General features: G+C 70.7%; 20 protein-coding genes and 2 pseudogenes. 10 read left to right on the forward strand and 12 right to left on the reverse strand.

The window, feature by feature from the left end; all coding sequences use genetic code 11:
- The first annotated feature begins 77 nt into the window (after positions 1–77).
- The 4 genes and pseudogenes from A4R44_RS28475 (at position 78) to A4R44_RS28490 (ending at position 5,359) form a co-directional block, all read left to right on the forward strand.
- Positions 78–1,019, forward strand: coding sequence for an ABC transporter permease (locus A4R44_RS28475; protein WP_067587387.1), 942 nt, complete (start codon positions 78–80; stop codon positions 1,017–1,019).
- Positions 1,016–2,017: an ABC transporter permease gene (locus A4R44_RS28480; protein ID WP_232791815.1), complete on the forward strand. Its 1,002-nt coding sequence runs from the start codon at positions 1,016–1,018 to the stop codon at positions 2,015–2,017. Before A4R44_RS28475 ends, A4R44_RS28480 begins: the two co-directional genes overlap by 4 nt.
- Before the next feature lie 19 nt (positions 2,018–2,036).
- The gene (locus A4R44_RS28485) at positions 2,037–3,725 is read left to right on the forward strand and encodes an ABC transporter substrate-binding protein (RefSeq protein WP_067587390.1); all 1,689 of its coding nucleotides are present in this window, start codon (positions 2,037–2,039) and stop codon (positions 3,723–3,725) included.
- A gap of 4 nt (positions 3,726–3,729) precedes the next feature.
- Positions 3,730–5,359: pseudogene (locus A4R44_RS28490) on the forward strand (dipeptide ABC transporter ATP-binding protein).
- 88 nt (positions 5,360–5,447) lie between these two features.
- On the opposite strand, the gene A4R44_RS28495 reads toward A4R44_RS28490, so the two are convergent.
- Positions 5,448–5,714 (reverse strand): hypothetical protein, encoded by a 267-nt coding sequence (locus A4R44_RS28495; RefSeq protein WP_067587392.1) that lies wholly within the window; start codon positions 5,712–5,714, stop codon positions 5,448–5,450.
- A 409-nt stretch (positions 5,715–6,123) separates the two neighbouring features.
- Between A4R44_RS28495 and A4R44_RS28505 the strand changes: the two genes are divergently transcribed.
- Entirely contained in the window at positions 6,124–6,648 is a 525-nt protein-coding gene (locus A4R44_RS28505; RefSeq protein ID WP_067587398.1) for a dihydrofolate reductase family protein, read from the forward strand.
- On the opposite strand, the gene pip is transcribed toward A4R44_RS28505, so the two are convergent.
- Positions 6,645–7,589 (reverse strand): prolyl aminopeptidase, encoded by a 945-nt coding sequence (pip, locus tag A4R44_RS28510; RefSeq protein WP_067587401.1) that lies wholly within the window; start codon positions 7,587–7,589, stop codon positions 6,645–6,647. The genes A4R44_RS28505 and pip overlap by 4 nt on opposite strands.
- A 143-nt stretch (positions 7,590–7,732) precedes the next feature.
- Here pip and A4R44_RS28515 point away from each other — a divergent pair, with 143 nt between their 5' ends.
- Positions 7,733–8,404, forward strand: a complete 672-nt coding sequence (locus A4R44_RS28515) for a hypothetical protein (protein WP_067587782.1) — start codon at positions 7,733–7,735, stop codon at positions 8,402–8,404.
- A 58-nt stretch (positions 8,405–8,462) separates the two neighbouring features.
- Complete coding sequence (locus A4R44_RS28520) at positions 8,463–9,317, forward strand: SAM-dependent methyltransferase (protein ID WP_067587785.1); 855 nt, start codon at positions 8,463–8,465, stop codon at positions 9,315–9,317.
- A gap of 3 nt (positions 9,318–9,320) precedes the next feature.
- Here the strand turns inward: A4R44_RS28520 and A4R44_RS28525 are convergent, their stop codons facing one another.
- The 6 genes from A4R44_RS28525 to A4R44_RS28550 all read right to left on the reverse strand — a co-directional run bounded on the left by A4R44_RS28525 (position 9,321) and on the right by A4R44_RS28550 (position 15,992).
- Positions 9,321–10,802, reverse strand: a complete 1,482-nt coding sequence (locus tag A4R44_RS28525) for an APC family permease (protein ID WP_067587404.1) — start codon at positions 10,800–10,802, stop codon at positions 9,321–9,323.
- A 30-nt stretch (positions 10,803–10,832) separates the two neighbouring features.
- Positions 10,833–12,176, reverse strand: a complete 1,344-nt coding sequence (locus tag A4R44_RS28530) for an MFS transporter (RefSeq protein WP_095213656.1) — start codon at positions 12,174–12,176, stop codon at positions 10,833–10,835.
- Between the two features lie 154 nt (positions 12,177–12,330).
- Entirely contained in the window at positions 12,331–13,737 is a 1,407-nt protein-coding gene (locus A4R44_RS28535) for an aspartate ammonia-lyase (RefSeq protein WP_067587407.1), read from the reverse strand.
- 25 nt (positions 13,738–13,762) lie between these two features.
- Complete coding sequence (locus A4R44_RS28540; protein WP_067587410.1) at positions 13,763–14,896, reverse strand: M20 family metallopeptidase; 1,134 nt, start codon at positions 14,894–14,896, stop codon at positions 13,763–13,765.
- Entirely contained in the window at positions 14,896–15,573 is a 678-nt protein-coding gene (locus tag A4R44_RS28545; RefSeq protein ID WP_067587413.1) for a DUF1028 domain-containing protein, read from the reverse strand. Before A4R44_RS28545 ends, A4R44_RS28540 begins: the two co-directional genes overlap by 1 nt.
- Positions 15,570–15,992 carry a RidA family protein gene (locus tag A4R44_RS28550; protein ID WP_067587791.1) on the reverse strand — a complete coding sequence of 141 codons (423 nt, stop codon included), beginning with the start codon at positions 15,990–15,992 and terminating at the stop codon, positions 15,570–15,572. The genes A4R44_RS28545 and A4R44_RS28550 overlap by 4 nt, the downstream gene beginning before the upstream one ends.
- A gap of 226 nt (positions 15,993–16,218) precedes the next feature.
- On the opposite strand from A4R44_RS28550, the gene A4R44_RS28555 reads away from it, so the two are divergent.
- Positions 16,219–17,499: an NAD(P)/FAD-dependent oxidoreductase gene (locus tag A4R44_RS28555; RefSeq protein WP_067587416.1), complete on the forward strand. Its 1,281-nt coding sequence runs from the start codon at positions 16,219–16,221 to the stop codon at positions 17,497–17,499.
- 412 nt (positions 17,500–17,911) lie between these two features.
- Here the strand turns inward: A4R44_RS28555 and A4R44_RS28560 are convergent, their stop codons facing one another.
- Positions 17,912–18,850, reverse strand: coding sequence for a beta-ketoacyl-ACP synthase III (locus A4R44_RS28560; protein ID WP_067587419.1), 939 nt, complete (start codon positions 18,848–18,850; stop codon positions 17,912–17,914).
- Between the two features lie 60 nt (positions 18,851–18,910).
- On the opposite strand from A4R44_RS28560, the gene A4R44_RS28565 reads away from it, so the two are divergent.
- Entirely contained in the window at positions 18,911–19,504 is a 594-nt protein-coding gene (locus A4R44_RS28565; protein ID WP_067587422.1) for a TetR/AcrR family transcriptional regulator, read from the forward strand.
- A gap of 13 nt (positions 19,505–19,517) precedes the next feature.
- On the opposite strand, the gene A4R44_RS28570 is transcribed toward A4R44_RS28565, so the two are convergent.
- Both A4R44_RS28570 and A4R44_RS28575 read right to left on the reverse strand, forming a co-directional pair.
- Entirely contained in the window at positions 19,518–20,429 is a 912-nt protein-coding gene (locus tag A4R44_RS28570) for a LysR substrate-binding domain-containing protein (protein WP_067587424.1), read from the reverse strand.
- A 14-nt stretch (positions 20,430–20,443) separates the two neighbouring features.
- A pseudogene (locus tag A4R44_RS28575) lies at positions 20,444–22,351 on the reverse strand (primary-amine oxidase); the annotation flags it as partial.
- Positions 22,352–22,477: 126 nt separating this feature from the next.
- On the opposite strand from A4R44_RS28575, the gene A4R44_RS28580 reads away from it, so the two are divergent.
- Positions 22,478–23,086 carry a TetR/AcrR family transcriptional regulator gene (locus A4R44_RS28580; protein ID WP_067587430.1) on the forward strand — a complete coding sequence of 203 codons (609 nt, stop codon included), beginning with the start codon at positions 22,478–22,480 and terminating at the stop codon, positions 23,084–23,086.
- Here A4R44_RS28580 and A4R44_RS28585 read toward each other — a convergent pair.
- Positions 23,077–24,537 (reverse strand): aldehyde dehydrogenase, encoded by a 1,461-nt coding sequence (locus A4R44_RS28585; protein WP_067587433.1) that lies wholly within the window; start codon positions 24,535–24,537, stop codon positions 23,077–23,079. The genes A4R44_RS28580 and A4R44_RS28585 overlap by 10 nt on opposite strands.
- Between the last annotated feature and the right edge of the window lie 73 nt (positions 24,538–24,610).

Here is a 24,610-nt window from a genome sequence, read left to right on the forward strand (position 1 = left end):
CGCCGCCGTCGTGGTGAATTTCCTTCGGGTTCTTTACTGTCACGTCATCAAGTAACGCTGATCTGCATAGGGAACCGTTGTCCGACATCCTGTCGCCGGGCGGCGCCGGTGTCCCGGCGGCCGCTCCGGCCTCCCGGAACCTCTGGCGCGCGCTGCGGCACGACCGCTGGGCGCAAGCCAGCGCGGTCGTCATCGTGCTGGTGATCATCACCGCTCTCGCGGCTCCTCTGCTCGCCCTGATCGAAGGCCAGGATCCCTACGCCTACCACACCGAACTGCTCAATCCGGCCGACGGCACCGGCGCGGGATTCCTCGGCGGCATCAGCGGCAGCCACTGGTTCGGCGTCGAACCGCTCACCGGCCGGGACCTCTTCGCGGTCGTCGCGTACGGCGCGCGCACGTCGTTCCTGATCGGGCTCGCCGCGACCGCGGTGTCGATGCTGCTGGGCGTGCTGCTCGGGGCGAGCGCCGGGTACCTCGGCGGCTGGTGGGACACCGTGGTGAGCCGGGTGACCGACGTGCTGCTCGGGTTCCCGCAGCTGATCTTCATGATCGCGCTCGGCGCGGTCGCCCCGCAGTCGATCCCGCGCCCGCTGCTGCTGATCGCGGTGATCGGACTGTTCGGCTGGCCGCGCGTGGCCAGGGTGGTCCGCGCGCAGACGCTGAGCCTGCGCAATCGCGACTTCGTCAAGGCGGCCCGGGCGCTCGGCGCGGGCGGCGTGCACGTGTTCCGGCGCGAGCTGCTGCCGAACCTGTGGGCGCCGATCATCGTGCTGGCGACGGTGAGCATCCCGGCCAACATCGGGCTGGAAGCCGCGCTGTCGTTCCTCGGCGTCGGCATCCCGCCGCCCACGCCGAGCTGGGGCCGTTCCATCAGCGACGCGATCAACTGGGTGCAGACCGATCCGATGTTCCTCATTTTCCCCGGCGCCGCGCTGTTCCTCGCGACGCTCGCGTTCAACATGCTCGGCGACGGGCTGCGCGACGCGCTCGACCCGAAGACGGCGGTGCGCCGGTGAACCGCACCCTGCGTTTCGTGGGCATCCGCCTGCTGGGCATGCTCGGTGTGCTGCTCGTGGTCAGCTTCGGCACCTTCGCGGTGTTCTACCTGCTGCCCACCGACCCGGCGTACATGTCCTGCGGCAAGCCGTGCACGCCGGAGAACCTGGCGCTGGCACGGGAGTTCATGGGCTTCGACAAGCCGTGGATCCAGCAGTACTTCGACTTCCTCGGCGGCATCTTCACCGGCCGCACGTTCGGTACCGGCGTGACGGCGATCGTCTGCTCCGCGCCCTGCTTCGGCTACTCGTTCCAGCAGAGCGAACCGGTGCTGACGCTGATCGGGGACCGGCTGCCGATCACCGTCTCGCTGGCCGTCGGCGCGTCGGTGATCTGGCTGATCGCCGGGGTCGCGACCGGGGTGTTCTCCGCGCTGCGCCGCGGCAAGTTCGCCGACCGCGCCGCGATGACGGTGACGCTCGCCGGAGTGTCCGCGCCCGCGTATCTGGTGGGACTGCTGGGAATCCTGCTGTTCGGCTTCACCCTCGACGTCGTTCCGGTGAGCGGTTACGTGGCGTTCGCGCAAAGCCCGCTCGACTGGGCGTGGCACCTCGTGCTCCCGTGGCTGGTGCTGGCGTTCATCAACGCCGCGGTCTACGCCCGGCTCTCGCGCGGGCAGATGCTCGAAATCCTGGGCGAGGACTTCATCCGCACCGCGCGGGCGGTCGGCCTGCCGGAGCGGACAGTCATCGGGAAATACGCGCTGCGCAACGTGTTGCTGCCGGTGGTGACGGTGTTCGCGGTCGATCTCGGCGCGCTGCTCGGCGGCGCGGTGATCACCGAGCGGGTGTTCGCGCTGCCCGGTCTCGGCGGGCTGCTCGTCGACGCCGTGCACCAGGTGGACCTGCCGGTGCTGATGGGCGTCAGCCTGTTCGCCGCCTTCTTCGTCGTCCTCGCGAACTTCGCGGTGGACGTGCTCTACGGGGTCCTCGACCCCCGCGCTCGGCTCGGTTCTTGAGAAAGGGAACGGAAAAACCATGGATCGCAGGGACTTCCTGAAGGCGCTCGGCATCACCGCCACGGTCACCGGGGCAGGGGCGTTCCTCGCCGCGTGCAACGCGAACGAGCAGTCCGGCGGCGGGGGAGCGGTCGCGGTTTCGCCGGGCGGGACGCTGTACATCCTCAGCGACACCACGACCCAGCACCTCGACCCGGCGAAGAGCCAGAACCTGGCGATCACCACGATCAGCCTGATCCACCGCCGGCTCACCGCGTGGAAGACCGCCGCGGACGGCCCGGCGACCGTGGTCCCGGACCTCGCCACCGACACCGGCCGGGCCAGCGCGGACGGCAAGACCTGGACCTACACGCTCAAGGACGGCCTGAAGATGGCCGACGGCACGCCGATCACCAGCGCCGAGATCAAATACGGCATCGAGCGGTCGTTCGACCCGGCGTTCTCCGGCGGACTGGGTTACCACAAGAACCTGCTCGCCGGCGGACCCGGCTACCAGGGCCCGTTCAAGGGCGGCGAACTGGCGTCGATCGAGACACCGGACCCGAAGACGATCGTGTTCCGGCTGGCCCGTCCGTACGGCGACTGGCCGTGGATCGCGAGCATGCCGGCGTTCGCCCCGGTGCCGAAGGGCAAGGGCGCCGACGGGACCTACGACACGAAGCCGGTCGCGTCCGGCCCGTACCAGGTCGAGTCGTACCAGAAGGGCGTGCAGGTCAAGTTCGTCCGCAACCCGAACTGGGACGCCAAGACCGACCTCGCGCGCACCGGCCTGCCGGACGCGGTCGTGATCCAGATGGGCCAGGACACCGGCGTCGTCGCGAAGCGGCTGCTGGCCAGCCAGGGCAACGACGCGTTCGCGTTCGGCTCGTCGTTCGTGAACCCGGCGCAGCTGGCGCAGATCCGCACGAACCCGGCGGCGAAGAACCAGCTCGTCACGTCGAAGTCCGGCGCGCTGGCCTATCTCGCACTGAACACCAAGCGCGGGCCGCTGGCGAATCCCCAGGTGCGCCAGGCGTTCCAGTACGCGGTGGACAAGACCGCCTACCAGGTCGCCGCCGCGGGCAGCGCGGATCTGGCGGGCCCGATCGCGACAACGCTGATCACCGAGGGCATCGCCGGGCGCGAGGTGTACGACCTCTACCCGGCCCCGCCGAACGGCGACGTCGCGAAGGCGAAGCAGCTGCTCGCCGAAGCGGGTTTCCCGAACGGCATCGACAACCTGGACTTCCCGGTGTCGACGGCGAACAACGAGGCGGACAAGGCGCAGGCGATCCAGGCCGCGCTGCAGCGGGCGGGGATCCGCACGAAGCTGCGCCCGCTCGACGACGAGGCGTGGACGACGCTGGTCACCGGCAACGACGGCGACTACGACCTCACGCTCGGTTCGTGGCAGCCGGACTTCCCGAGCGCCAACGCCAACATCGAGCCGCTGTTCGGCACGTCGGAGATCGGCAACGGCGGGTACAACGAGGCGCGCTACTCGGTGCCCGAGGTGGACGCGCTGATCACCGAGGCGCAGGGCACGGTCGACCCGGCCGCGGCCGGGAAGCTGTGGGCCAAGGCGGACCAGCGGATCATGCGGGACTCGCCGGTGGTCCCGCTGATCTACACGCGCAACTCGTTCCTGCACGGCGCGAAGGTCGGCAATTTCGCGATCGGCGCGTTCCCCGCGTACCCGAACTACCTCCAGATGGGCCTGGCGAAGTAATCCCGTGTCCGAGCAGCTGCTTTCCCTGCACGACGTCTCGATCCGGTTCGGTTCCGCCGAAGCGGTCCGGGAGGTGACGTTCGACGTGCGCCCCGGCGAGGTCGTCGCCCTCGTCGGGGAATCCGGGTCCGGCAAGTCGGTCACCGCGCTGTCGCTGCTCGGCCTGCTGCCGGACACCGCGACGGTGACCGGCTCCGCGGTGCTCGACGGCCGCGATCTGTACACAGTGGACGGTCCGGCGCTGCGCGCGGTGCGCGGCGGCGAGATCGGCATGGTGTTCCAGGAGCCGATGAGCGCGCTGAACCCGGTGTTCCGGATCGGCACGCAGCTCGTGGACGCGGTCCGGGCGCATCGCACGGTGTCCCGGGCCGCGGCGCGGGAACGAGCCCGGGAACTGCTGGAGCTCGTGGAACTGGACGCGCGGCGCGTGCTGCGCGCCTACCCGCACGAGCTGTCCGGCGGGCAGCTGCAGCGGGTGGTCATCGCGATCGCGCTGATCCACGACCCGAAGCTGCTGGTCGCGGACGAGCCGACCACCGCGCTGGACGTCACCGTGCAAGCCGGGATCCTGCAGCTGCTGCGGTCGCTGCGGGACCGGCTCGGCACGGCGATCCTGCTGGTGACCCACGACATGGGCGTGGTCGCGGACGTCGCGGATCGCGTGGTGGTGCTGCGGGAGGGCCAGGTGGTCGAGCAGAACACGGCGGCCGGGTTGTTCGCTTCGCCGCGGGCCGGCTACACGCGGGAGCTGCTGGATTCGGTGCTGTCACTGGGTTCCGCTCCGGCCGGTGCGGTCCGGCCGACGTCGGCTCCGCTGGTTTCGGTGACGGATCTGGAGGTGACCTACCGGGTCGGCGGCGGGGCTCCGCCAGTGCGCGCGGTCGACTGCGTGTCCCTGACCGTCGGGACGGACGAGGTGCTCGGTCTCGTCGGCGAATCCGGTTCGGGCAAGAGCACGATCTCGTCCGTGCTGNCTGACCGGCTTGGTCGCTCCCTCGGCGGGCACCGTGCGGATCGACGGCGTGGACGTCGCGCGGGCATCGGCCCGGCAGCGGCGGGAAATCCGGCGGCAGATCGGGATCGTGTTCCAGAACCCGGCCTCGGCCCTCAACCCGCGCGCGACGATCGGCGCGAGCATCGCCGAGCCCTTGGTGGTGCACGGCGAACGCGGCGAGCACCGGGAGCGGGTCGCGGAACTGCTCGCCGCCGTCCGCTTGGATCCCCGCTGGAGCGGCCGGTACCCGCACGAACTGTCCGGCGGGCAGCGGCAGCGGGTCGGGATCGCGCGGGCGCTGGCGCTGCGGCCGCGGCTGCTGATCGCGGACGAGCCGACGAGCGCGCTGGACGTCTCGGTGCAGGCCTCGGTGCTGGACCTGCTGGCGGACTTGCAGCGGGAACTGGCCTTCGCCTGCCTGTTCATCAGCCACGACCTGGCGGTGGTGGAACGGGTCGCGGACCGGGTCGCGGTGCTGCATCACGGCCGGGTGGTCGAGGAGGGCCCGGTGGCGTCGGTGCTGGGGTCGCCGCGGGAGGACTACANGGACTACACGCGGCGGCTGGTCGCCGCGGCTCCGGTGGCGGACCCGGAACGGCAGCGGGAACGCCGGGAGGCTTGGCGCGCGCTGTCCGGCTGAGCGATGAGTTTCCGCCCTTCCGGGGGTCGGTACTTGGCAGGCTCGCGCGGCCGAGCCGACATGCTGAGGCGTCGTCCGCGCGGGGTATTCAGGATCCGAGCAGGCATTCTTCGACCCGGTGCCCCAGCGTGGTCCAGGGCTGGCTGGCTAGCCAAGGCTGCCGGTAGCGCTCTGCCTCGGCGCGCAACCACTGTCCGTACAGATAGTTCATCCGCACCACTCCGCGTTGTTCGCGCGGGCTCAGCGCGAGGAAGCGCCGGTTGCCCGGCCTGGTCGCCAAGGTCGTCAGCAGCACGCGTTCTTCTGATTCGATCAGGTAGACGACGCGGCAGTCGAGGTGCGGGTATCGATGCATGAGGTCCGGCTGTACGCCTTCCCCTTCGACGATGACATGATCGCGGTGCTTGCCGAGCCGGTCGAGCTGGGCNCCCCTCCGACAATGACATGATCGGGGTGCTTGCGGAGCCGGTCGAGCTGGGCGGCCAGGGCAAATTGCACTCGAGCGGTCGAGGCCAGCAACGTGCCCAGGAGTTCGGCGTCGGAATGAAGCCAGCTGTGCGCCGGATGTGTTGTGACGTCGTGGGTGCGCAGGTCGTCGACGTGGATCACGTCGGCGATGTCGTGTCTGGCTGCGAGGTACTCGACGACGGTGGTCTTGCCGACGCTGGAGCTGCCACCGATCGCGTATACGGTCATGGGACCGATTGTCTTCGCTGGCGGCCAGCCGTTCGTGCGGGTGTGTCAGGCGATCCGGAGGGACTGACATGGGAAAGCTGCTGTACTCCGCCGCGATGTCGCTGGACGGGTTCATCGCCGGACCCGGCGGGGACATGGGATGGCTCGCGCCCTACACCGGAGACACCTCGGCGGACGACCTGGCCGCCGAGGTCGGCGCGCTGCTGGTCGGCCGCCGGACGTTCTCCGGCGATGACCCGTACCGCGGCACCGAGGGCGAAGGCAAGGCTTTCGGCGGCGGTTGGGACGGGCCGCAGGTAGTGCTGACCCGCCAGCCCGCTCCGCCAGCGGTGCCCGGGGTGACGTTTCGCTCCTCGCTGGAGGAAGGCGTCGAAGCGGCCCGGGCGGCGGCGGGGGAGAAGACGGTGAACGTGCTGGGCGCTTCGGTCGGCCGGGCTTGCGTGGAGGCCGGCCTGCTGGACGAGGTCGAGGTGATCGTGATGCCGGTGCTGCTCGGCGGCGGGGTGCGGCTGTTCGAGCGGCCCGGCCCGCCGGTGCGGCTGGAGTTGCTGGAGCAGCGGGGAACGAGCCTGCGCTACCGCGTGCTGCGCTAGCGATCCTCGAACCGGGCGATCGCCTCCAGCACCGCCGTCCCCATCGACGGGCTCCCGGTGTGCCCCGCGTCGTCGATCACGACCAGTTCGGCGTCCGGCCAGGCCCGGGCGAGCTGCCACGCCTTCCGCAGCGGCGCGCTCAGGTCGGCGCGTCCGTGGATCAGCACCGCCGGAATGCCGTGCAGCAGGCGGATGTCGCGCAGCAGCTGATCGTCCTCAAGCCAGGCGTGGTGGCTGTAGTAGTGCGCGCAGAGGCGGGCGAGCGTGATCAGCTCGTCGTCGGTGCCCGCGCTGAACTGGCCGGTTCGCCCGCCGGTCCATTCGTGCGAGATCACCGCGTCTTCCCAGGCGCACCAATCGCGGGCGGCGCGGAGCCGCACCGCGCGGTCCGGGCTGGCGAGCAGCCGCGAGTACCCGGCGAGGAGGTCTCCGTCCGGGTCGGGCGCGCCCGCCCGGAACGCTTCCCATTGCGCGGGCAGCAGCCGCCGGAGGCCGCGGTAGAGCCAGTCGACCTCGTCCGGCGACGAGGTGAAGGCGGCGACCAGCACGATGCCGCTGACCCGTTCCGGATGCCGCTGCGCGTAGGCCAGCGCGAGCGTCGCGCCCCAGGAACCGCCGTAGAGCAGCCAGTTTTCGACGCCGAGATGGACGCGCAGCTTCTCCATGTCGGCGATCAGCTGCCCGGTGGTCTGGTGCTCCAGGCTCACCGCCGGGTCCGCGACGCCCGGCCTGCTCCGTCCGCAGCCGCGCTGGTCGAACACCACGACGCGGAACTTCTCCGGGTCGAATCCGCTCCGGCCGAAGCTGCCGCCGCCTCCGCCGGGGCCGCCGTGCACGCACAGCACCGGCTTGCCGGAGCCGCTGGCGTCCCAGTAGATCTGCTGTCCGTCGCCGGCGTCGAGCAGGCCGGTCGCGTCGGGTTCGACCGAAAACGGCCGCATCGCGGGCCTCCTCCCCGGGCCGGAAACCCGTCGAGCGTACTGGATCACGCCCGGGACGGGTTTACAGCGCGGACCGGGGGTCCCTAGGATCTGGCGCGCCGGAAGCGCCGCGGACGCGCGGCCCCGGCGGGGTGGAGGTCTGGATGGGGAACCCGGAGTCCGGCAGCGACCTCGAGTCGGTCGCGAATCTCGTGCGGCTGTCCGAGACGGCGCCGATGCCCCGGATCGACGGCAGCGAACCCCCGCCGCTGGTGCGCCGCCGGGCCGACGAACCGACCTCGGCGTTCGGCGGGGTCCTCGACGTTTCGACCGGCTCCCCGGCCGAACAGCTCGCCAAACGCGGCCCGGTGCCGGTCGCCGATCCGCCCGCGCCGGCCGCCGAGACCGCGCCGCCCAGCCGGCGAAAGCCGCGCTACGGCCTCTTCGCCGGTGCCGCGGTCGTGGTGTGCGCGGGGCTGGGCTCGTGGGCGTTGTGGCCGTCGGCGTCCGGCGGGACAGGTCCGCAGCCGGTGCAACCGCCGCCCGCTCCTGTCCGCACCACCTCGTCCGCGCCGCCCGCGGTGAGCACGCTCAGCGCGTCCCCGGCCCCGGCGAGCGACCAGGTCCGGGACACAGTCATCCGGGCCAGCAGCCGTCCCGCGACGACCGCGCCGCCGCCGCGCGTCCAGCCGACGCAGAACCCGCAGCAGGACGGCCGGAACCAGCCCCACGACCCGATGGAGGACGCGTTCCGCTCGGCGGTCAGCTCGTACCTGGAGCAATGGGGCGGCGACGACAATGACAACGGCGACCGGCCGCGCCGCTGGCACGGCTGAGCGGCCGCGGTACTACCCTGAGCGGGCCACAGCCGCCCGACTGCTCCGCGAGGTGTCCATGACCGGCTCGTCGTCCCCGCTGTCGCCCAGCCAGGTGCCAGTGGGGGTGGACCCGGCCCGCCCGAGCATCGCGCGGATCTACGACGGGTTCCTCGGCGGGAGCCACCACTACGAGGTGGACCGCGCGGTGATGGAGAAGATCAGCACGGCCGTCCCCGAGGCAGTGCACATCGCCCGCGGCAACCGCGGTTTCCACAACCGCGCGCTGCGCATGCTGGCGGGCCAGACCGACATCCGCCAGTTCCTCGACTGCGGTTCCGGCCTGCCGACTGCCGAGAACACCCACCAGATCGTGCAGCGCTACCACCGCGACGCGCACGTGGTCTACGTCGACAACGACCCGGTGGTGCTCGCGCACGGCCGCGCGCTGCTGGAGGACAACGACTTCACGCACATGGTCGAGGCCGACATCTTCGAACCGCGGGCCGTGCTGCGACACGAAACGGTGCGCGAGTGCATCGACTTCTCGGAGCCGGTCGCGCTCCTGCACATCGGCACGATGCACCACTACGAGGGCGAGGGCGCGGTCGAGGTGATGCGCGAGTACATCGACGCCCTCGCGCCCGGTTCCTATGTCGCCATGGCGCATTTCTACGACCCCGAGGTGCCGGAGCTGACCGCGGTCGCGAAGCGGATCGGGGAGATCCTGGTGGCCGGGCCGTTGGGCGCCGGGCGGTTCCGGACGCGCGCGGAGATCGAGGCGATGCTGCCCGGCCTGGAACTGCTGCCGCCGAGCCGGACGGACGGTCCCGGCTTGTCGGTCGCGGACGAGTGGTGGCAGGACGGTCCGAGGCTGAAGCCGCTGAGCGACGCGGCTCGATGCGTGGCGGGCGTGGTGGGGCGGAAGGTCTGAGGGCTAGGTCGCGGCCGGTTGCGGGACTTCCGTGACCGGCGCGGGTTGCCGGCGGGCGACGAGGTACCCGGCGATCCCGAACCCGATCAGCACCGCCAACGTCCCGGCGGTGAACAGCTCGAAGGTCAGCCGCGACACTCCCCAGGTCGCCTCGAAGTCGTACGGCACGCCGAGCGCCCGGTCCAGCACTCCGGGCACCACCGTCTGCCAGGCGCCCAGCAGGATCCACGCGTAGATCAGCACCGAGCTGACCCACAGCCCGGCTCGTCCGCCCGGCACCCGGAACGGGCGCTCGGCCGACGGGTATTTCCGCCGCAGCACCAGGATCGTCGGGAAGATCAGCAGATACGACAGCAGCAACGTGCTCACCGCGATGTTCAGCACCACCGCGAACACCGCCGAAGCCGAACTGCTCTGCACGATCGTCGCCACCACCGTGAACGCGGTCGCGACCACGCCGGAGAGCAGATTGACCCGCAACGGAGTGTTCAGCTTCGGATGAAAAGCCCCGAACCAGCGCGGGAAGGCGCCGCCGACAGCAGCCATCGCCTGGATGCGGTCCGAGGCGATCATCCACGAGCAGCCCTGGTTCAGCAGAACGAAAACGAACACGACGGCGGCGAGCGTCAGCATCGCGTCCGAAGCGCCGCCGTAGACGGAGAACACCTGGCGCACGGCGTCGAGGAACCCGCCGAGCCCGTTGATCTTGTCCGGCGGCATCACCAGCACGATGCCGAAAACCGGCACCAGATAGCACAACGCCGACACCAAACCGGAAACGCCGACCGTGACCGGGACATCACGCCGCGGGTTGTGCATCTCCTCCGCGGCGCCGTTGGGCGCCTCGAAGCCGACGAGGGCGAACATCAGAACCGGGACGACCGCGAGGAATCCGCCGATGGTCGGCGAGAAGGCCAGCGAGCCGTGCACGCCGTTGCGCGCGGCGTAGATCGCCGCGGTCACGGCGAAAAGCACCACCAGCCCGACCTTCAGCAGCGCCCCGGCGGCGATGAACCACTTGCCGTACCGCAGGCTCACCACCGCGCCGAGGATCGCCAGCCAGATGAAAACGAGCTTGAACGCGTAGTCCGCGAACCCGCCCGGCGAGGCCGGAACGAGGTACTGCTGCCAGGTCGCGGCCGCGAGGAAAGTGATCGATCCGCCCAGCCACACCGGGTTGGTGATCCAGTACAGCAGTGTGCCGAGCGCGGCGGGCAGTTTCCCGAACGCGAGCCGCAGCCAGACGAAGGGCCCGCCCTCCGCCGGGAACGCGCTGCCCAGTTCGGCCATGACCAGCCCGTACGGGAACAGGAACAGCACGAGGAGCACGGCGGTCCAGGCGACCGCCTCCGCCCCCGAGGTCGCGATCTGGCCGATGGTGTCCACCGAGATGATGGCCGCGATCGCGAGGAAGATCGAGTCGATCCGGCGCAGGTTCCGGCGCAGGTTTCCTGATTCGCTGTTGACGAAGGTGGGTTCGGACACGCTTCACCGCCTTTGGTGAATCGAGGGGGGTCAGGCTTCGGTGTTCTCCAGGTCTTCCTTGTGCAGCAACGGAGTTCCGGCGGTCTCGCGCAGCGAGAACGCGGCGATCAGACCGACGGCCGCCGCGACCATCAGATACGGGCCGGGCACGAGCGTGCTGCCGGTCGCGGAAATCAGGACAGTCATCAGGTACGGCACGGTGCCGGCGAACAGCGCGGCGGTGATGTTGTACGCGATGGACAGTCCGCTTTGCCGGGTGCGGGTCGGGAAGATCTCCGCGGACCACACCGCGTAAGTGCCGAGGATCGCCGCCAGGATGGCGCCGAGCGCGAGGCCGCCGATCCAGGTGCCGACCAGCCCGGTGCGCATCACCAGGTACGCCGGGACGGCGAGAACGAACAGCGAGACGCCCGCGGCGATCAGGACCGGCCGCCTGCCGACGCGGTCGGAAAGACGGCCGAAGAAGGGCACGAGGACCAGCCCGACGAGCGAGATCACGGTGGACAGTGCCGCCGCGCTGCCGGCCGAATGGCCGAGGTAGTCGGTTTCGTAGGTGACCAGGTACGTGAGCACGGCGTAGAACGGCACGTGCATCATGGTCATCAGCCCGGCCGCTTGCAGCAGCTGCTTCTTGTTGTGGCGGAACAGTTCCCGGACCGGGCTGCGGGGAACGTTGTCGGTCGCTTCGAGGGCGCGGTACTCGGGCGTGTCCTCGATCTTGCTGCGGATGACGAACCCGATGATGCCCAGCGGCGCGGCGATCAGGAACGGGACGCGCCAGCCCCACGAGGCCAGCTGCGCGTTCGTCAGGCCGATCGACAAGAGCAGGAACACGAACGAACCGGCGAGGAAGCCCAGCAGCGAACCGACTTCCAGCCAGCTGACGCCGAACCCGCGGCGCCGCCGCGGCGCGTACTCGGCGAGGAAGCTCGCCGCGCTGCCGAATTCGCCGCCCGCCGCGAGCCCCTGGAGCAAACGCAGCAGCACCAGCAGGATCGGGGCCGCGATGCCGATCGTGGAGTAGCCCGGCAGCAGGCCGATCACGAGCGTGGCCCCGGACATCACGAAGATGACCACCGACAGCGTGCGCTTGCGGCCGATCTTGTCGCCCAGCGGGCCGAAGATCAGCGCGCCGACCGGCCGGATCCCGAACGACACCGCGAAGACGCCGAACACCGCGAGCAGACCCGCGGTCGAGTTCCCCGCCGGGAAGAACACCGACGCGATGGTGCCGGCGAGGTAGGCGTAGGCGGCCCAGTCGAACCAGTGCACGAAGACGCCGACGGCACCGGCGGCGACGCTGCGGCGCAGCGTCGCGGGATCGGCGCTTTGTTCGGCGAGGTCGGGCGCCGGAGAGGCGTCGGGTGCGGTCATGAGTGGCCTCCTTGGACCGGTTCTCCGGGAGGACGCTAAGAGCGGCCCACGGCATCTAACAAGAAGTAATAAGCAAAGCAATGCATCTGTTCGGCTTATGCAGAGGCGCTGAGCTGTGCCGATACGACGGTCTGACGGCCGCGAAACACAGCGTTCACGTGCGGGCCGGCCCGCCGGTGAGGGCCTGCGGGGTGAGCAGCACGCCGATCTGGTCGTCGGTCAGCAGCTGCCGTTCCCGCACCAGTTCCAGTGCGGGGCGGCCGGTTTGGTGCGCTTCCAGGGCGAGCGCGCTCGCGGTCTCGTAGCCGAGCGCCGGACTCAGCGCCGTGACCAGGCCGGTCGAGGCGGCGACGATGCCAGCGAGGTGCTCTCGGCGCGCGGTGATGCCGCGTACGCACTGTTCGGCGAGCACCCGGGCGCCGGCGGTGAGATGGTCGAGACCGGCGGTCAACGCTCGCGCGATGATCGGTTCGAAGGCGTTGAGCTGCAGCTGCCCGCCCTCGGCGGCGAGGGTGATCGTGACGTCGTGGCCGATGATCTCGAAGGCGATCTGGTTGACCGCCTCCGGGACGACCGGGTTGAGCTTGCCCGGCATGATCGAGGACCCGGCCTGCCGGGCGGGCAGCTCGATCTCCCCGAACCCGGCCTGCGGCCCGGACGAGAGCAGCCGGAGATCGTTGCAGATCTTCGACAATTTGACCGCCACGCGTTTCAGCACGCCGGACAGCTGGACGAACACGCCGACGTCCTGGGTCGCCTCGATCAGGTCGGGCGCGGAGACGAGCGTGGTGATGCCGGTGAGTTCGCGCAAGTGCGCGACTGCCCGCTCGCGGTAGCCGGGACGCGCGTTGAGGCCGGTGCCGATCGCCGTGCCGCCGAGGTTCAGCTCGTGCAGCAGCAACCGGGCTTCGGCGAGCCGCTGTTCGTCCTCGCCGAGCGTGGCGGCGAACGCGCCGAATTCCTGGCCGAGCGTCATCGGGACGGCGTCCTGCAGCTGGGTGCGGCCCATCTTGAGGATGTCGGCGAACTCGATCGCCTTGTCCGCGAACGCTTCCCGCAGTCCGGCGAGCGCGGCCAGCAGTTCGGCGAGATGCCGGTCGAGGGCGAGTTTGACCGCGGTGGGGTAGACGTCGTTGGTGCTCTGGCCGAGGTTGACGTGGTCGAGCGGATGCAGTTCGGCGTACGCGCCGCGGGCGTGGCCGAGCACCTCCAGGGCGCGGTTGGCGATGACCTCGTTGGCGTTCATGTTCGTCGAGGTCCCGGCCCCGCCCTGGATGAGGTCGACGACGAACTGGTCGCGCAACCGGCCGTTGCGAAGCTCCGCGCACGCCTGCCCGATCGCCGTGGCTCGCTCCGGGGAGAGGGCGCCGACCTCCGCGTTGGCGCGCGCGGCCGCCTCCTTGACGGTGGCCAGCGCGGCGACGAGGTGCGGCCGGTCGGCGAGGGTTTCGCCGGTGAGGGGGAAGTTGACCAGCGCACGGGCGGTGTGCGCGCCGTAGTAGACGTCGCCGGGCACGCTGATTTCGCCGAGCATGTCGTGCTCGGAGCGGGTGCTGGACATCGGTGTCCTTCCCGGGGCAGGAGGTTCAGAGGGTTCGGGCGGTGTGGTCCATGCCGGTCCACGCCAGCGCAATCGCACCATCGAGCAGGGCTCGTTCGGCGGTGCCGCCGACGCAGTGCGCGGCGAATTCGCGCTGGTGGTTGATCGCGGGCAGCGACCCGACGCCGATGTAGGGGTGAATCGCGGGCACGACCTGCGAGACGTTGCCCATGTCGGTGGAGGCGCGGTTCATCCGCGACGCCGTGCCGTCCGGCGCGAACTCACGGCCGAGTTCGAGGGCGTTGGCGCGATAGGCGGCCAAAGCCGGTTCGTCGGCGCGGAATTCGGCGTAGGGCTTGCTCTCCGGTTCGACGCCCAGCTCGCAGCCAGTGGCCAGCGCCCCGGCCTCGAACGCCCGCATGACGCGCGGCTCCAATTCGGACAGTTCCGCCAGCGTCTCGGCCCGCACATACCACCGGCCGGACGCGTGCTCGGGGATCGCGTTGGGGGCGTCGCCGGCGTGCGTCACGATCCCGTGCACGCGCGCCGAGGCCGGAAGTTGCTGCCGCAGAAGGCCGATCGCGACCTGGGCGACGGTGAACGCGTCGGCCGCGTTCACCCCGGCTTCGGGATAAGCCGCGGCGTGCGCGGACTTGCCGGTATAGGAGATCTTCGAGTGACTGACGGCGAACGGCCGCGCTTCGGCGACGTCCACCGGCGCCGGGTGCACCATCATCGCGAGGTCCACCCCCGCGAAAGCGCCGCGTTCCAGCAACTCGATCTTCCCGCCGCCGCCCTCCTCGGCTGGAGTGCCGTAGACCTCGACGGTGATCCCGAGATCGTCGGCGACCTCGGCGAGCCCCAGCGCGGCGCCGACGGAACTGGCCGCGATGAGGTTGTGCCCGCAGGCGTGGCCGAGGCCGGGCAGAGCGTCGTACTCGGCGCACAGCGCGATCCGCCTCGGCCCGGAGCCGAAGCTCGCGTGGAACGCGGTGTCGAGACCGAGGTACTTCGACGTGACCGCGAACCCGGTCCGGTCGAGCAGCTCCGGCACCGCGGCGGCCGCGCGATGCTCTTCCCACGCCGTTTCCGGGTCGGCGTGCAGCCGCTCGGACAGCTGGATCAGCCCCTCGGCGTGCCGTTCGACCGCGGCGCGGGCGGCCGCTTTGCTCGCGGGCATCACTCGTCTCCCGGCACGCCGTAGGACGGTGCGGCCGCGGGATTCAGGCCGCGGGTGACGTAGTCGTCGCGCTGGGGCAGCCAGACGTCGAGGAGTCCGGCGAGCTGCTCGATCGGCTCGTCCGCCCAGTCCACGCGCAGATCCGTGACCGGCCAGTCCGCCGCGGACACCACGACGAGCCCGGCCGAGCGCACCGGGCCTTCCTCGCCGCCCGCTGCGAGCCCGGCCCGCATCGCCGCGACGAGGCGTTGTTCCAGCTCGCCGGTCGCGTCGGCGAACGCGTCCGCCATGGACCGCGGAATGTGGTCGCCGGCCAGCATGTTGCCCGCCACGACCACGCCGTCGCCCGTCGCCGACGCGTGCGTGCCGAGGGTTTTCGAGCCGCTGTAAGCGAAACCGGGCCCGGCCGGCCCGAGCACGGTCAGCTGCCGGTACTCGATGTGCTCCGCCGCCGACGTGACCTCGGCCAGCGCCTTCTCCGGATCCCCGTGTTCGGCGAGCCGGTCCAGCACCCGTCCGCCGAGCCGCGGGTCGGTGATGTTCTGCGAAGCCGCCGCGCCGAGGCCGGGACGCAGGTGCGCGACGCGGGCGACGACCGCCGGACTGGACGAACTGGCCGCGACGCCGAACCGGACGGTTCCGCCGGACGTGGCGCGGGCGACGATCGAAAAGGTCACTTCTCCTCCTCCGGGATCACCGCGACGGCGTCGATCTCGCACAGCCATTCCGGCCGGGCGAGCGCGGACACGACCACGCCGGTCGAGATCGGGTGCACGCCCTTGGTCCAGCGCCCGACGGTGCGGTAAACGGCCTCGCGGTAGCGCGGGTCGACCAGGTAGATCGTGAGCTTGACGAGGTGTTCCATCCGGCTGCCCGCTTCTTCGAGCAGCATCGTGATGTTCGCCATCGCCTGCTCGGCCTGCGCGGCGACGTCGCCGATCCCGACCGATTCGCTCGTGTCGAGGTCCTGCCCGATCTGGCCGCGGACGTAGACCGTGCCGTTGGCGACGACGGCCTGGCACAGGTCGTTGTCGAGGTTCTGCTCCGGGTAGGTGTCCCGCGTGTTGAACGGGCGGATGCGACGGTGGACAGTCACTGCGTGGCCTTCCGTGCGGCGGTCGTCGGACGCCTCAGCCTGACCGCGCGTCCGATGTTCTGTCCAGTAGATCTTTCCGGACCAATGCATCTGTTCTGGTGATGCACTCTGCATCGGGAAATCAGATCTTGAGCGCCGGAAACATCTGTTGGACACGGGCAGTGCGGGCCGTGAGGATCCGGGGAGACGGCGCTGAACCGCGCCGAAGCCGGAGCGGAGGTCTGGGATGTCGAGCGAACAGGTGGAGGCCCTCGTCGTGGGCGGGGGACAGGCCGGCCTGGCGATGAGCGAGCACCTGAGCGAGTGCGGCGTGCCGCACCTCGTCCTGGAACGGAACCGGATCGCCGAACGCTGGCGCTCGCAGCGGTGGGACTCGCTCGTCGCGAACGGCCCGGCGTGGCACGACCGGTTCCCCGGCCTGGAATTCCCCGACGTCGCTCCCGGCGAATTCGCGTCGAAGGACCAGGTCGCGAATTATTTCGAGGCCTACGCCGGGAAAATCGCCGCGCCGGTCCGCACCGGGGTCGAGGTCACGTCCGTCCGGCGGCACGAGGGCAGGCCCGGATTCCGCGTCGAAACCTCGGACGGCGACCTCGACGCCCGGTTCGTCATCGCCGCGACGGGCCCGTTCCAGCGTCCGGTGATCCCGCCGATCGTGCCCGCCGGCGCCGGTCCGGTGCAGTTGCACTCCAGCGGCTACCGGAACCCCGGGCAGCTTCCCGAAGGGGCGGTGCTGGTGGTCGGCGCGGGTTCGTCGGGCGTGCAGATCGCGGAGGAACTGCGCCGGGCCGGACGCGAGGTGTACCTGTCCGTCGGCCCGCACGACCGGCCGCCGCGCAGCTATCGCGACCGCGACTTTTGCTGGTGGCTCGGCGTTCTGGGCAAGTGGGACGCCGAGACGCCGCCCGCCGGAGCGGAACACGTGACCATCGCGGTGAGCGGCGCGCGCGGCGGGCACACCGTGGACTTCCGCGCGCTGGCCGGACTCGGCATCACGCTCGTCGGCATGACCGGCGCGTACGCCGGCGGCAAGCTCAGCTTCGCGACCGACCTGGCGAAGAACATCACGGCGGGCGACGAGAATTACCTTGCCCTGCTTGACGAAGCCGACGCCTATGTGGCTCGCAACGGGCTCGACCTGCCCGAGGAACCGTCCGCCCGCGAACTGGGACCGGACCCGGCGTGTGTCACCGATCCGGTGCTGGAACTGGATCTGGCTGCCTCCGGAGTGACCTCGATCGTCTGGGCCACCGGCTTCGCCGTCGACTACAGCTGGCTGCAGGTCGACGCGTTCGACGAGAACGGACGCCCCAAGCACCGGCGCGGGGTGTCGGTCGAGCCGGGCGTGTACTTCATCGGCCTGCCGTGGCTGGCGCGGCGCGGGTCGAGCTTCATCTGGGGCGTGTGGCACGACGCGAAGTTCGTGGCCGACCATGTCGCGATCCAGCGCGGGTATCAGAGCCAGTCCGAGACCCCGGACAGCCAGCGTTCCGGCGCCCGGGAATGAATCCGGTGCCCGACGCTCACCGTCACCGTTTTCGCATCCGGTAACGCCTGTTCCCGCAAGGCGTACCGGGATTGGCCGAGGTGGCTCCGCGGCTCGCCCGCGAGGATCAGCGTCGGGGCGCGGATCGACGCGAGGCCGGTCCGCCACTCGGGCTGAGGAGTGCGGAGGCGCGCGCAAGGCGGTCCGGCGTCGTGACGGCGGCCGGTCGCCGGCGTCACGCGGCGGCCACCATGGACGCGCCGAGCGGATGCCCGGCGAGCGTGCACCGCCCGAGCCCGTCCAGCGAGCGCAGGACCTCGTCCCGGAACGCCGTCGGCGGATAGGCCCGGAGTGTGCAGCCGGAACCCGGGTTCGGTCAGTCCGGGCGCAGCGGATCCCGGGCCGCTGGCGGCGTGCGGGCAGACCAGGTCGTTCACGGGCAGGTCACGACCTGCCCGGCCCAGGAGAGCCCGCCGCCGAAGGCGAAGAGCAGCACCGGCTCGCCCGGCGGCAGCTCGCCGCGAGAGACCATTTTGGACAGTGCGAGCGGGACGGACGCCGCCGACGTGTTGCCCGAATCGACCACGTCCCGGCCGATCGCCACGTCCGCGCGCAGGTCGAGCCGGTCGGTCAGCGCCTCGACGATGCGCAGGTTGGCCTGGTGGGTGACAACTCCGGCGAGGTCGGTGGTCGCGATGCCCGCGCGAGCGCAGGCTTCCGCCGCGACAGCCGGGAGTTCCTGGACGGCCCAGCGGAACACCGACTGGCCGTCCTGGGCGAACGCGGGCCGCCATTCGTCCACGAGCCGGACCAGATGCCTGCGCGTCGGGTCGGAGCCCCACACGACCGGGCCGACTGCCGCCGTGCCGGCCGCGCTGAGGACGGCCGCGCCCGCGCCGTCGCCGAGCAGGACACAGGTGCCGCGGTCGGTCCAGTCGGTGACGTCCGACATCTTCTCCGCGCCGACGACCAGTGCGTGCCGGGCGGCTCCGGCCTGGACGGCGTGGTCGGCGGTGGCCAGCGCGGTGCAGAAGCCGGCGCAGCCGTTGTTGAGGTCGAAACAGACCGCGGCCGGGATGCCGAGGCGGCCCGCGACCTGGGCGGCGATGGACGGGCAGCGGTCGATCGCGCTGCAGGTGGCGACCACGATCATGCCGATCGCGCCGGGTTCGAGACCGGCCCCGGCCAGCGCCTTCGCCGCGGCTTCGGTCGCCAGGTCGGCGACCGAGCCGTCCGCGAGGTGCCGGGCGGCGATGCCGGTGCGGCGGCGGATCCACTCGTCGGTCGTGTCGACCATGTCTTCGAGGTCGGCGTTGGTCAGCACGCGGGCGGGCTGGTGGTGGCCGAGCGCGGTGATGCGGGAACCGGGCATCTCTCCTCCTGGGGTCAGCCGCACTATAGCGACCGATCGTTCGTAATCTATAGTGGCTTCATGAGTCCCCGGAAGTCCGTGGCCGAATCGCGCCTCACCCGCCGTCGCATCCTCGACCTCGGCCTGGCGATCGCCTCGGCCGAGGGCCTGGAGCGGCTGACCATCGGGCGGCTCGCCGCCGAGCTGGAGATGAGCAAGGCGGGCGTGCTCGGGCATTTCGGCACCAAGGAGAGCCTGCAACTGGCCGTGATCGAAGCCGCCGCCGAGATGTTCGTCCGCGAGGTGCCCGAACGCGCCCGCGGCGTGCCGCGCGGCCTGCCCTATCTCCGGGCGGCCGGGGAGGCCTGGATCTCCTACCTGGAACGCGACCTGCTGCCCGGCGGCTGCTTCTTCACCGCGGCGGCGGCCGAGTTCGACGGCCGGGAAGGACCGGTGCGCGACGCGGTCGCCAGGACGAGCGCGTTCTGGCAGCGGGAGCTGCGCGTCAACATCTGGCGTGCGGTGAGCCTCGGGGAACTGCCGCCGGACACGGACATCGACCAGCTGCTCTACGAGATCGTCGCGATCATGCTGGCGCTCAACCACTTCCGGCAACTGCACGGCGACCGGCAGGCTTCGGCCCGCGCGCGCCGTGCGCTCGAAGGACTGTTCTGACGCCGGCTTTCTCTCACGAGGAGTACTGCGCGCGGCACAGCTCCCGAAACTCCTGCGCCCGCCGGGTAAGCCGAACCCCGCGCATCGTCGCGAGCACAATCTCCAGTGACGGGACATCGTCGGTCAGCGTCAGCGGCACCACGCTCGCCCCCGCATATGTCGTGTCGTCCGGCGGACGCTGGTTGAGCAACGCGAACCCGTGCCCGGAAGCGACCAGCGCCCGCACTGTCTCGTACCCGCTCGTCCGGTGCCGAACCCGCGGCGCCACCCCGGCATCGCTCAGGATCGACTGCAGGTACTCCCGGCTGTGCGGCAGGTCGAGCAGCACCATCGGCTCGTCCGCCAGCTCGTGCAACGACACCTTGCGGCTCTTCCGCCGGGCGAGCCGGTGGTCCTCGGAGACGAGGGCGTACGGAGCGGCGGTGCCGACCACCTCGCGGTCGATGTCGTCGTCGAGGTCGTAGCCGTACAGCATCGCCAGCTCGGTCTCGCCCGCTCGCAACGCGCCCTTGAGCGCCTTGTGCTCGCCCTCGCGCAGGGACACGTGCACGCGGGGATGCCGGGCTTCGAACTCGGCCAGCAGGCTCGGCAGGCGGAACGGCGCGAGCGTGGCGAAACAGCCGACGGTGAGCGTGCCGACCAGGTCGGTGCCGGATTGCCGCGCGGTTTCGACCAGCTCCGCGCCGTGTGCCAGGAAATCCAGCACCCGCTTGTAGAACTCCTCGCCGGCGGTGGTCAGGCTGAGCCCGCGGGCGTGGTGGCGCAGCAGGAACTGCACGCCCATTTCCTTCTCCAGCTGCGCGATCGCCGTCGAAACGGCCGACTGCGAAACCATCAGTTCCTTCGACGCGGCCGTCATGCTCAGGTGCCGCGCCGCCGCCTCGAAGTAGCGCAGCTGCACGAGGGTGAAGGAAGGCTCGCTCATGCCGACATCCTGCCTCAGCGGCAGCAACCGGGATGCTGCGGTTTCGGCGCGGGCGTGTCCAGCGCGGGGTTGGCGTCGAAGAATCCGCTGGGCTTGAGGGTGAACCCGGTGTGGTCGACGGGCATGATCGGCCAGTCCTCGGTGCGCGGATAGTGGGTGAGCCCGAAGGTGTGCCACACGACGAGGTCGGCGCCGTCGAGGTCGCGGTCGGCCCGGATCCAGGTGTCGATGCCGGTTTTCCCGTCGTTCTGGTTGACGTACTCGCCCGCCGGGAAGCGCTCGTCTTCGGCGTACGCGGTGACCCAGAGGTGCTTGCGGGTGAAGGCGGCGCGGCGGGCGATCGAGGACGCGTCGTCGGCCAGCAACGGCGGCAGGCCTTCCGGATGCAGCGTGTAGCCGACCGGTTTGCCGAGGGCGTTGCGGGACTCGGGATTGCTGATCCGCCAGGTGCGGCCGAGGTTGCCGTCGGCGAGCCGGGCGGCCTCGGATTCCTTGGCCAGCCTGGTGCTCTTCCGGGTGAAGGCGTTGCCGTGCGGATTGTCCGGGCCGATCGGGACGCGCCGCACGTCGATCTCGTCAACGACGTTCGAGAGGCCGTCGACCATCATGTCCAGCCGCGCGGAGAACAGGTGCTGGTGGAACGGCGCGCCGACGCCGGGGGCGATTTCGGTGGCCCACGGGTAGTCGTCCTCGGCGGGGAAGGCCGAGGCGAACACGATGCCGGTGGCCTTGCACTCGAGTTCGATCGTGCCGTCGAGGTAGAGGTACCAGTAGAAGCCGTAGTCGTAGTTGCCGACCGTCACGAAGAACGAGATGACCAGCCGGCGCTGCCGGCGGGTGGAAACACTGCCGTTGTAGTGGTCAGTGTGCTTCCACAGCACCCCAGCGTCTTCCTCGTGCATGCAGATCGCGTTCGTGATGGTGTGCGGCCGTCCGTCGTCGTCGTGCAGGACGGCGTCGAAGTAGCGGATCTCGCCGAGGCAGTCGCAGCCCAGCGTCAGCGAGTTGGCTTCCTTGCCCAGCGAGTACTCGCCGGCGTCGAAGTAGTTCTGCCAGAACCGGACCGGGCTCGGGTCGCCATAGGGCACGACCATCTCGGCGACCGAGGCGCGGTAGACGACCGGACGCAGCCGATCGCCGTCCTGGAAGCCGATTTGGTGCAGGGTAAGGCCTTCGACCGGGTTGAAGCCGATCCGGAACTGCCACTTCTCCCACGTGACGACATCGCCCTCGACGGTGAAGCTCGGCCCCTCGGGCTGGGTGATCACGATGGGCTTCTGCGTGTCGCGGGCCGGCCCGTCGAGGTGGTAGTCGTAGGCGGTGCGCGGGATGTCGGCCGGGCCGTCGTCGATGAGGTCGTGCACGCGGCCGGCGATCAGGTCGACGTAGGCCACGACGCCGTCGATCGGGTGCGCCCAGAGGTTGTCGTCCTCGTTCAGCTGGAGGAACGCCAGGCAGCGCACGAGCCGCAGCCCGGTTTCGCCGGGGATGTCGAAGCAGCCGGCGCTGAGCGCGGAGATCCGGACCGAACGGGGTTCGTCGACGCCGCGGCGGCGCATCGCCGCGTTCCACGCCTCGTCTTTCCAGAGAATCTCCTCGACCAGGTCGAACTCCTCGTGCAGGATCGGCGGCTGCCCCTCGGCCGCGACGTCCACCGCCCGGTCGGCCACGACCTCGCCGCCGGTCAGCGACACGACCGCTTCGCGCACCGCCCCGGTCCGCCGGTCGAGCAGCAGCGAACGGACGCGGCGGTCCACCGGATCGCCCGGCTGCCAGGCCAGCACGGCCGCCTTCGCCGGTTCCAGCAGCGAGACGAGCGCGAACCGGGTGCTCTCGGTCGCGATCCCGGCTTCGGCCAGCAGCGCGCGGTTGCGGGCGACCTCGTCTTCGGTCAGGCGCGAGAGGGGGTGGGCCATGCGCGTCTCCTCATTCTTTGCGGTCTAGCGCAAAGAATGCGCGTTGCCGGTCCGGGAGGCAAGGCCCTTACGGGGTGGGTTCTCCGGAACCGGTACTGGGTTTTTCGATGCACGTCATCAATAATCCTGGATGTGGCACGACCCAAGGATCAGGCGAAGCGACGCGACGAGCTGGTGGCGGCGGCCGCCCGCGCGATCCGGACGCGGGGGCTGGCCGGTCTCCGCGTGCGCGACGTCGCCGAGGAGGCCGGGCTGTCCGCAGGCTCGGTCAGCTACTACTACCCGGATCTCGACGATCTGCTGTTCGAACTGCACCGCGACGCGGTCGACCGGTTCTACTGGGCGCGAGCGCGCGCCGCGGAGGCCGAGGACGATCCGGTCCGGCGGCTGGCGCGGCTGGTCGACGCGGGGCTTCCGGCCGGTGAAAACGATCCGTTGAGCCGGGTGCTGTACGAAATGCACGTCCATGCGGCGCGCAACCCGGCGCACGCGGTGTTGATGACGGCGCTCTGGGACCGCGAGGTGTCGCTGTACTCGGCCGCGCTCGCGCACGGTCAGGACACCGGAGAGTTCCGGCTGCGGTCGCCCGCGGCGGACATCGCGGCGAACGCGGTGGCCCTGGAAGACGCCTACGGCCTGCATCTCGCCGGGCGCAACACCAGCCTGTCCGCGGCCAGGACGCGCGAGCTGCTGCTCGGGTACCTGGCGGCGGAAACCGGACGCGACCTCGGTCAGGCGTAGGCCGTCCAGACCGTCTTGAGGCCGGTGTACTTGTCGAACGAATGCAGGGAAAGGTCGCGGCCGAATCCGGACTGCTTGAAGCCGCCGAACGGGGTCGCGGTGCTGAGCGCGTCGACTGTGTTCACCGAGATCGTCCCGGCGTGGATGCCGTCGGAGACGCGGTGCGCGCGGGCGAGGTCGCGGGTCCAGACGGATGCGGCGAGGCCGTACGGGGTGTCGTTGGCGAGCCGGATCGCTTCGGCTTCGGTCCCGAACGGGAGGGTGGCGAGCACTGGCCCGAACAACTCCTCGGTGACCAGCGGATCGTCGGCGGCCAGGCCGGTGACGACGGTCGGGTCCAGGAACGCGCCCCGGCGGGTGCCGCCGGCGACGACGGTCCCGCTGCCGGCCTCGACGGCGGCCAGCACCCGCGCCGCGGCGTTCTCGTCGATCATCGGACCCAGTTTCGTGGCCGGGTCCAGCGGATCTCCGGGCACCCACTCAGCGACCTTCTCCCGCAGCCGGGCGAGGAAGTCGTCGGCCGCCGAGGCCTGGACGAGCAGGCGGGTGGTGGCCGAGCAGACCTGGCCGGAGTTCGCGCAGAACCCGAAGGCGACCAGGTCCGCGGCGGCGTCGAGATCCGCGTCGGCGAACACCGCGACCGGGCTCTTGCCGCCGCATTCGAGCCAGACCTGCTTGAGGTTCGACTCGCCGGCATAGCGCAGGAACAGCCCGCCGACCGGCGTCGACCCGGTGAAGGCGAGGACGTCGACGTCCGGATGCCGTCCCAGCGCCTGTCCCGCGGTTTCGCCGAAGCCCGGCACGACGTTGAGCACCCCGTCCGGAATTCCCGCCGCCGCGGCCAATTCTCCTAATCGAAGCGCGGACAGCGGCGATTGTTCGGCGGGTTTGAGGACGACGCTGTTGCCCGCGGCCAGCGCGGGGGCGAGTTTCCACCCGGCGATGTCGAGCGGGAAGTTCCACGGCACGACCGCGCCCACCACCCCGAGCGGCACGCGCCGGATCGCGGCGAAATTGCCCGGAGGGGCGGGCGCGACCTCGTCGTAGCGTTTGTCGAGCGCTTCGGCGTACCAGGCGAAGCACTCGGCGGTCGCGGGCACGTCCTGGCCGAACGTGTCCGAGATCGGACGGCCGACGTCCAGGGTGTCGCAGAGCGCCAGTTCCCGCCCGTGCGCACTGATCAGGTCAGCCAGCCGCAGCAGGCGTTTCTTGCGCTCGGCCGGGGCGAGCCGGGACCAGCGGCCGTCCTCGAACGCGCGCCGGGCGGCGGCGACCGCGGTGTCGATCTCAGCTTGGCCGCATTCGGCCACGTGCGCGACCGGGTGCCCGGTGGCGGGGTTGACGTCGGCAGAAGTCTTGCCGGACTTGGCTTCGAGCCAGTCACCGTCCACAAAGGCCGCGGTTCGGGGCCGCAGCCGCGCGGCCTCGCGCACCCAGTCGCCGTGGTTCATTCCCGGAACCGCCTTTCGTCGCTTCCGTTCACTATCGCCAGCTGCCGCGGTGCGGGAAAGCGGAGCTTTTCGC

The organism is Amycolatopsis sp. M39 (genome assembly GCF_001651785.1).
GTDB classification, from domain to species: Bacteria; Actinomycetota; Actinomycetes; order Mycobacteriales; family Pseudonocardiaceae; genus Amycolatopsis; species Amycolatopsis rubida.

What these genes read in the sequence shown, in the direction of transcription:
- A4R44_RS28560 (WP_067587419.1), bottom strand. Translation starts at nt 18,850, where the DNA reads ATGCCCGGTTCCCGCATCACCGCGCTCGGCCACCACCAGCCCGCCCGC.
- A4R44_RS28535 (WP_067587407.1), bottom strand. Translation starts at nt 13,737, where the DNA reads ATGTCCAGCACCCGCTCCGAGCACGACATGCTCGGCGAAATCAGCGTG.
- A4R44_RS28505 (WP_067587398.1), top strand. Translation starts at nt 6,124, where the DNA reads ATGGGAAAGCTGCTGTACTCCGCCGCGATGTCGCTGGACGGGTTCATC.
- A4R44_RS28515 (WP_067587782.1), top strand. Translation starts at nt 7,733, where the DNA reads ATGGGGAACCCGGAGTCCGGCAGCGACCTCGAGTCGGTCGCGAATCTC.
- A4R44_RS28585 (WP_067587433.1), bottom strand. Translation starts at nt 24,537, where the DNA reads ATGAACCACGGCGACTGGGTGCGCGAGGCCGCGCGGCTGCGGCCCCGA.
- A4R44_RS28540 (WP_067587410.1), bottom strand. Translation starts at nt 14,896, where the DNA reads ATGCCCGCGAGCAAAGCGGCCGCCCGCGCCGCGGTCGAACGGCACGCC.
- pip (WP_067587401.1), bottom strand. Translation starts at nt 7,589, where the DNA reads ATGCGGCCGTTTTCGGTCGAACCCGACGCGACCGGCCTGCTCGACGCC.
- A4R44_RS28530 (WP_095213656.1), bottom strand. Translation starts at nt 12,176, where the DNA reads ATGACCGCACCCGACGCCTCTCCGGCGCCCGACCTCGCCGAACAAAGC.
- A4R44_RS28555 (WP_067587416.1), top strand. Translation starts at nt 16,219, where the DNA reads ATGTCGAGCGAACAGGTGGAGGCCCTCGTCGTGGGCGGGGGACAGGCC.
- A4R44_RS28485 (WP_067587390.1), top strand. Translation starts at nt 2,037, where the DNA reads ATGGATCGCAGGGACTTCCTGAAGGCGCTCGGCATCACCGCCACGGTC.
- A4R44_RS28565 (WP_067587422.1), top strand. Translation starts at nt 18,911, where the DNA reads ATGAGTCCCCGGAAGTCCGTGGCCGAATCGCGCCTCACCCGCCGTCGC.
- A4R44_RS28495 (WP_067587392.1), bottom strand. Translation starts at nt 5,714, where the DNA reads ATGCATCGATACCCGCACCTCGACTGCCGCGTCGTCTACCTGATCGAA.
- A4R44_RS28570 (WP_067587424.1), bottom strand. Translation starts at nt 20,429, where the DNA reads ATGAGCGAGCCTTCCTTCACCCTCGTGCAGCTGCGCTACTTCGAGGCG.
- A4R44_RS28520 (WP_067587785.1), top strand. Translation starts at nt 8,463, where the DNA reads ATGACCGGCTCGTCGTCCCCGCTGTCGCCCAGCCAGGTGCCAGTGGGG.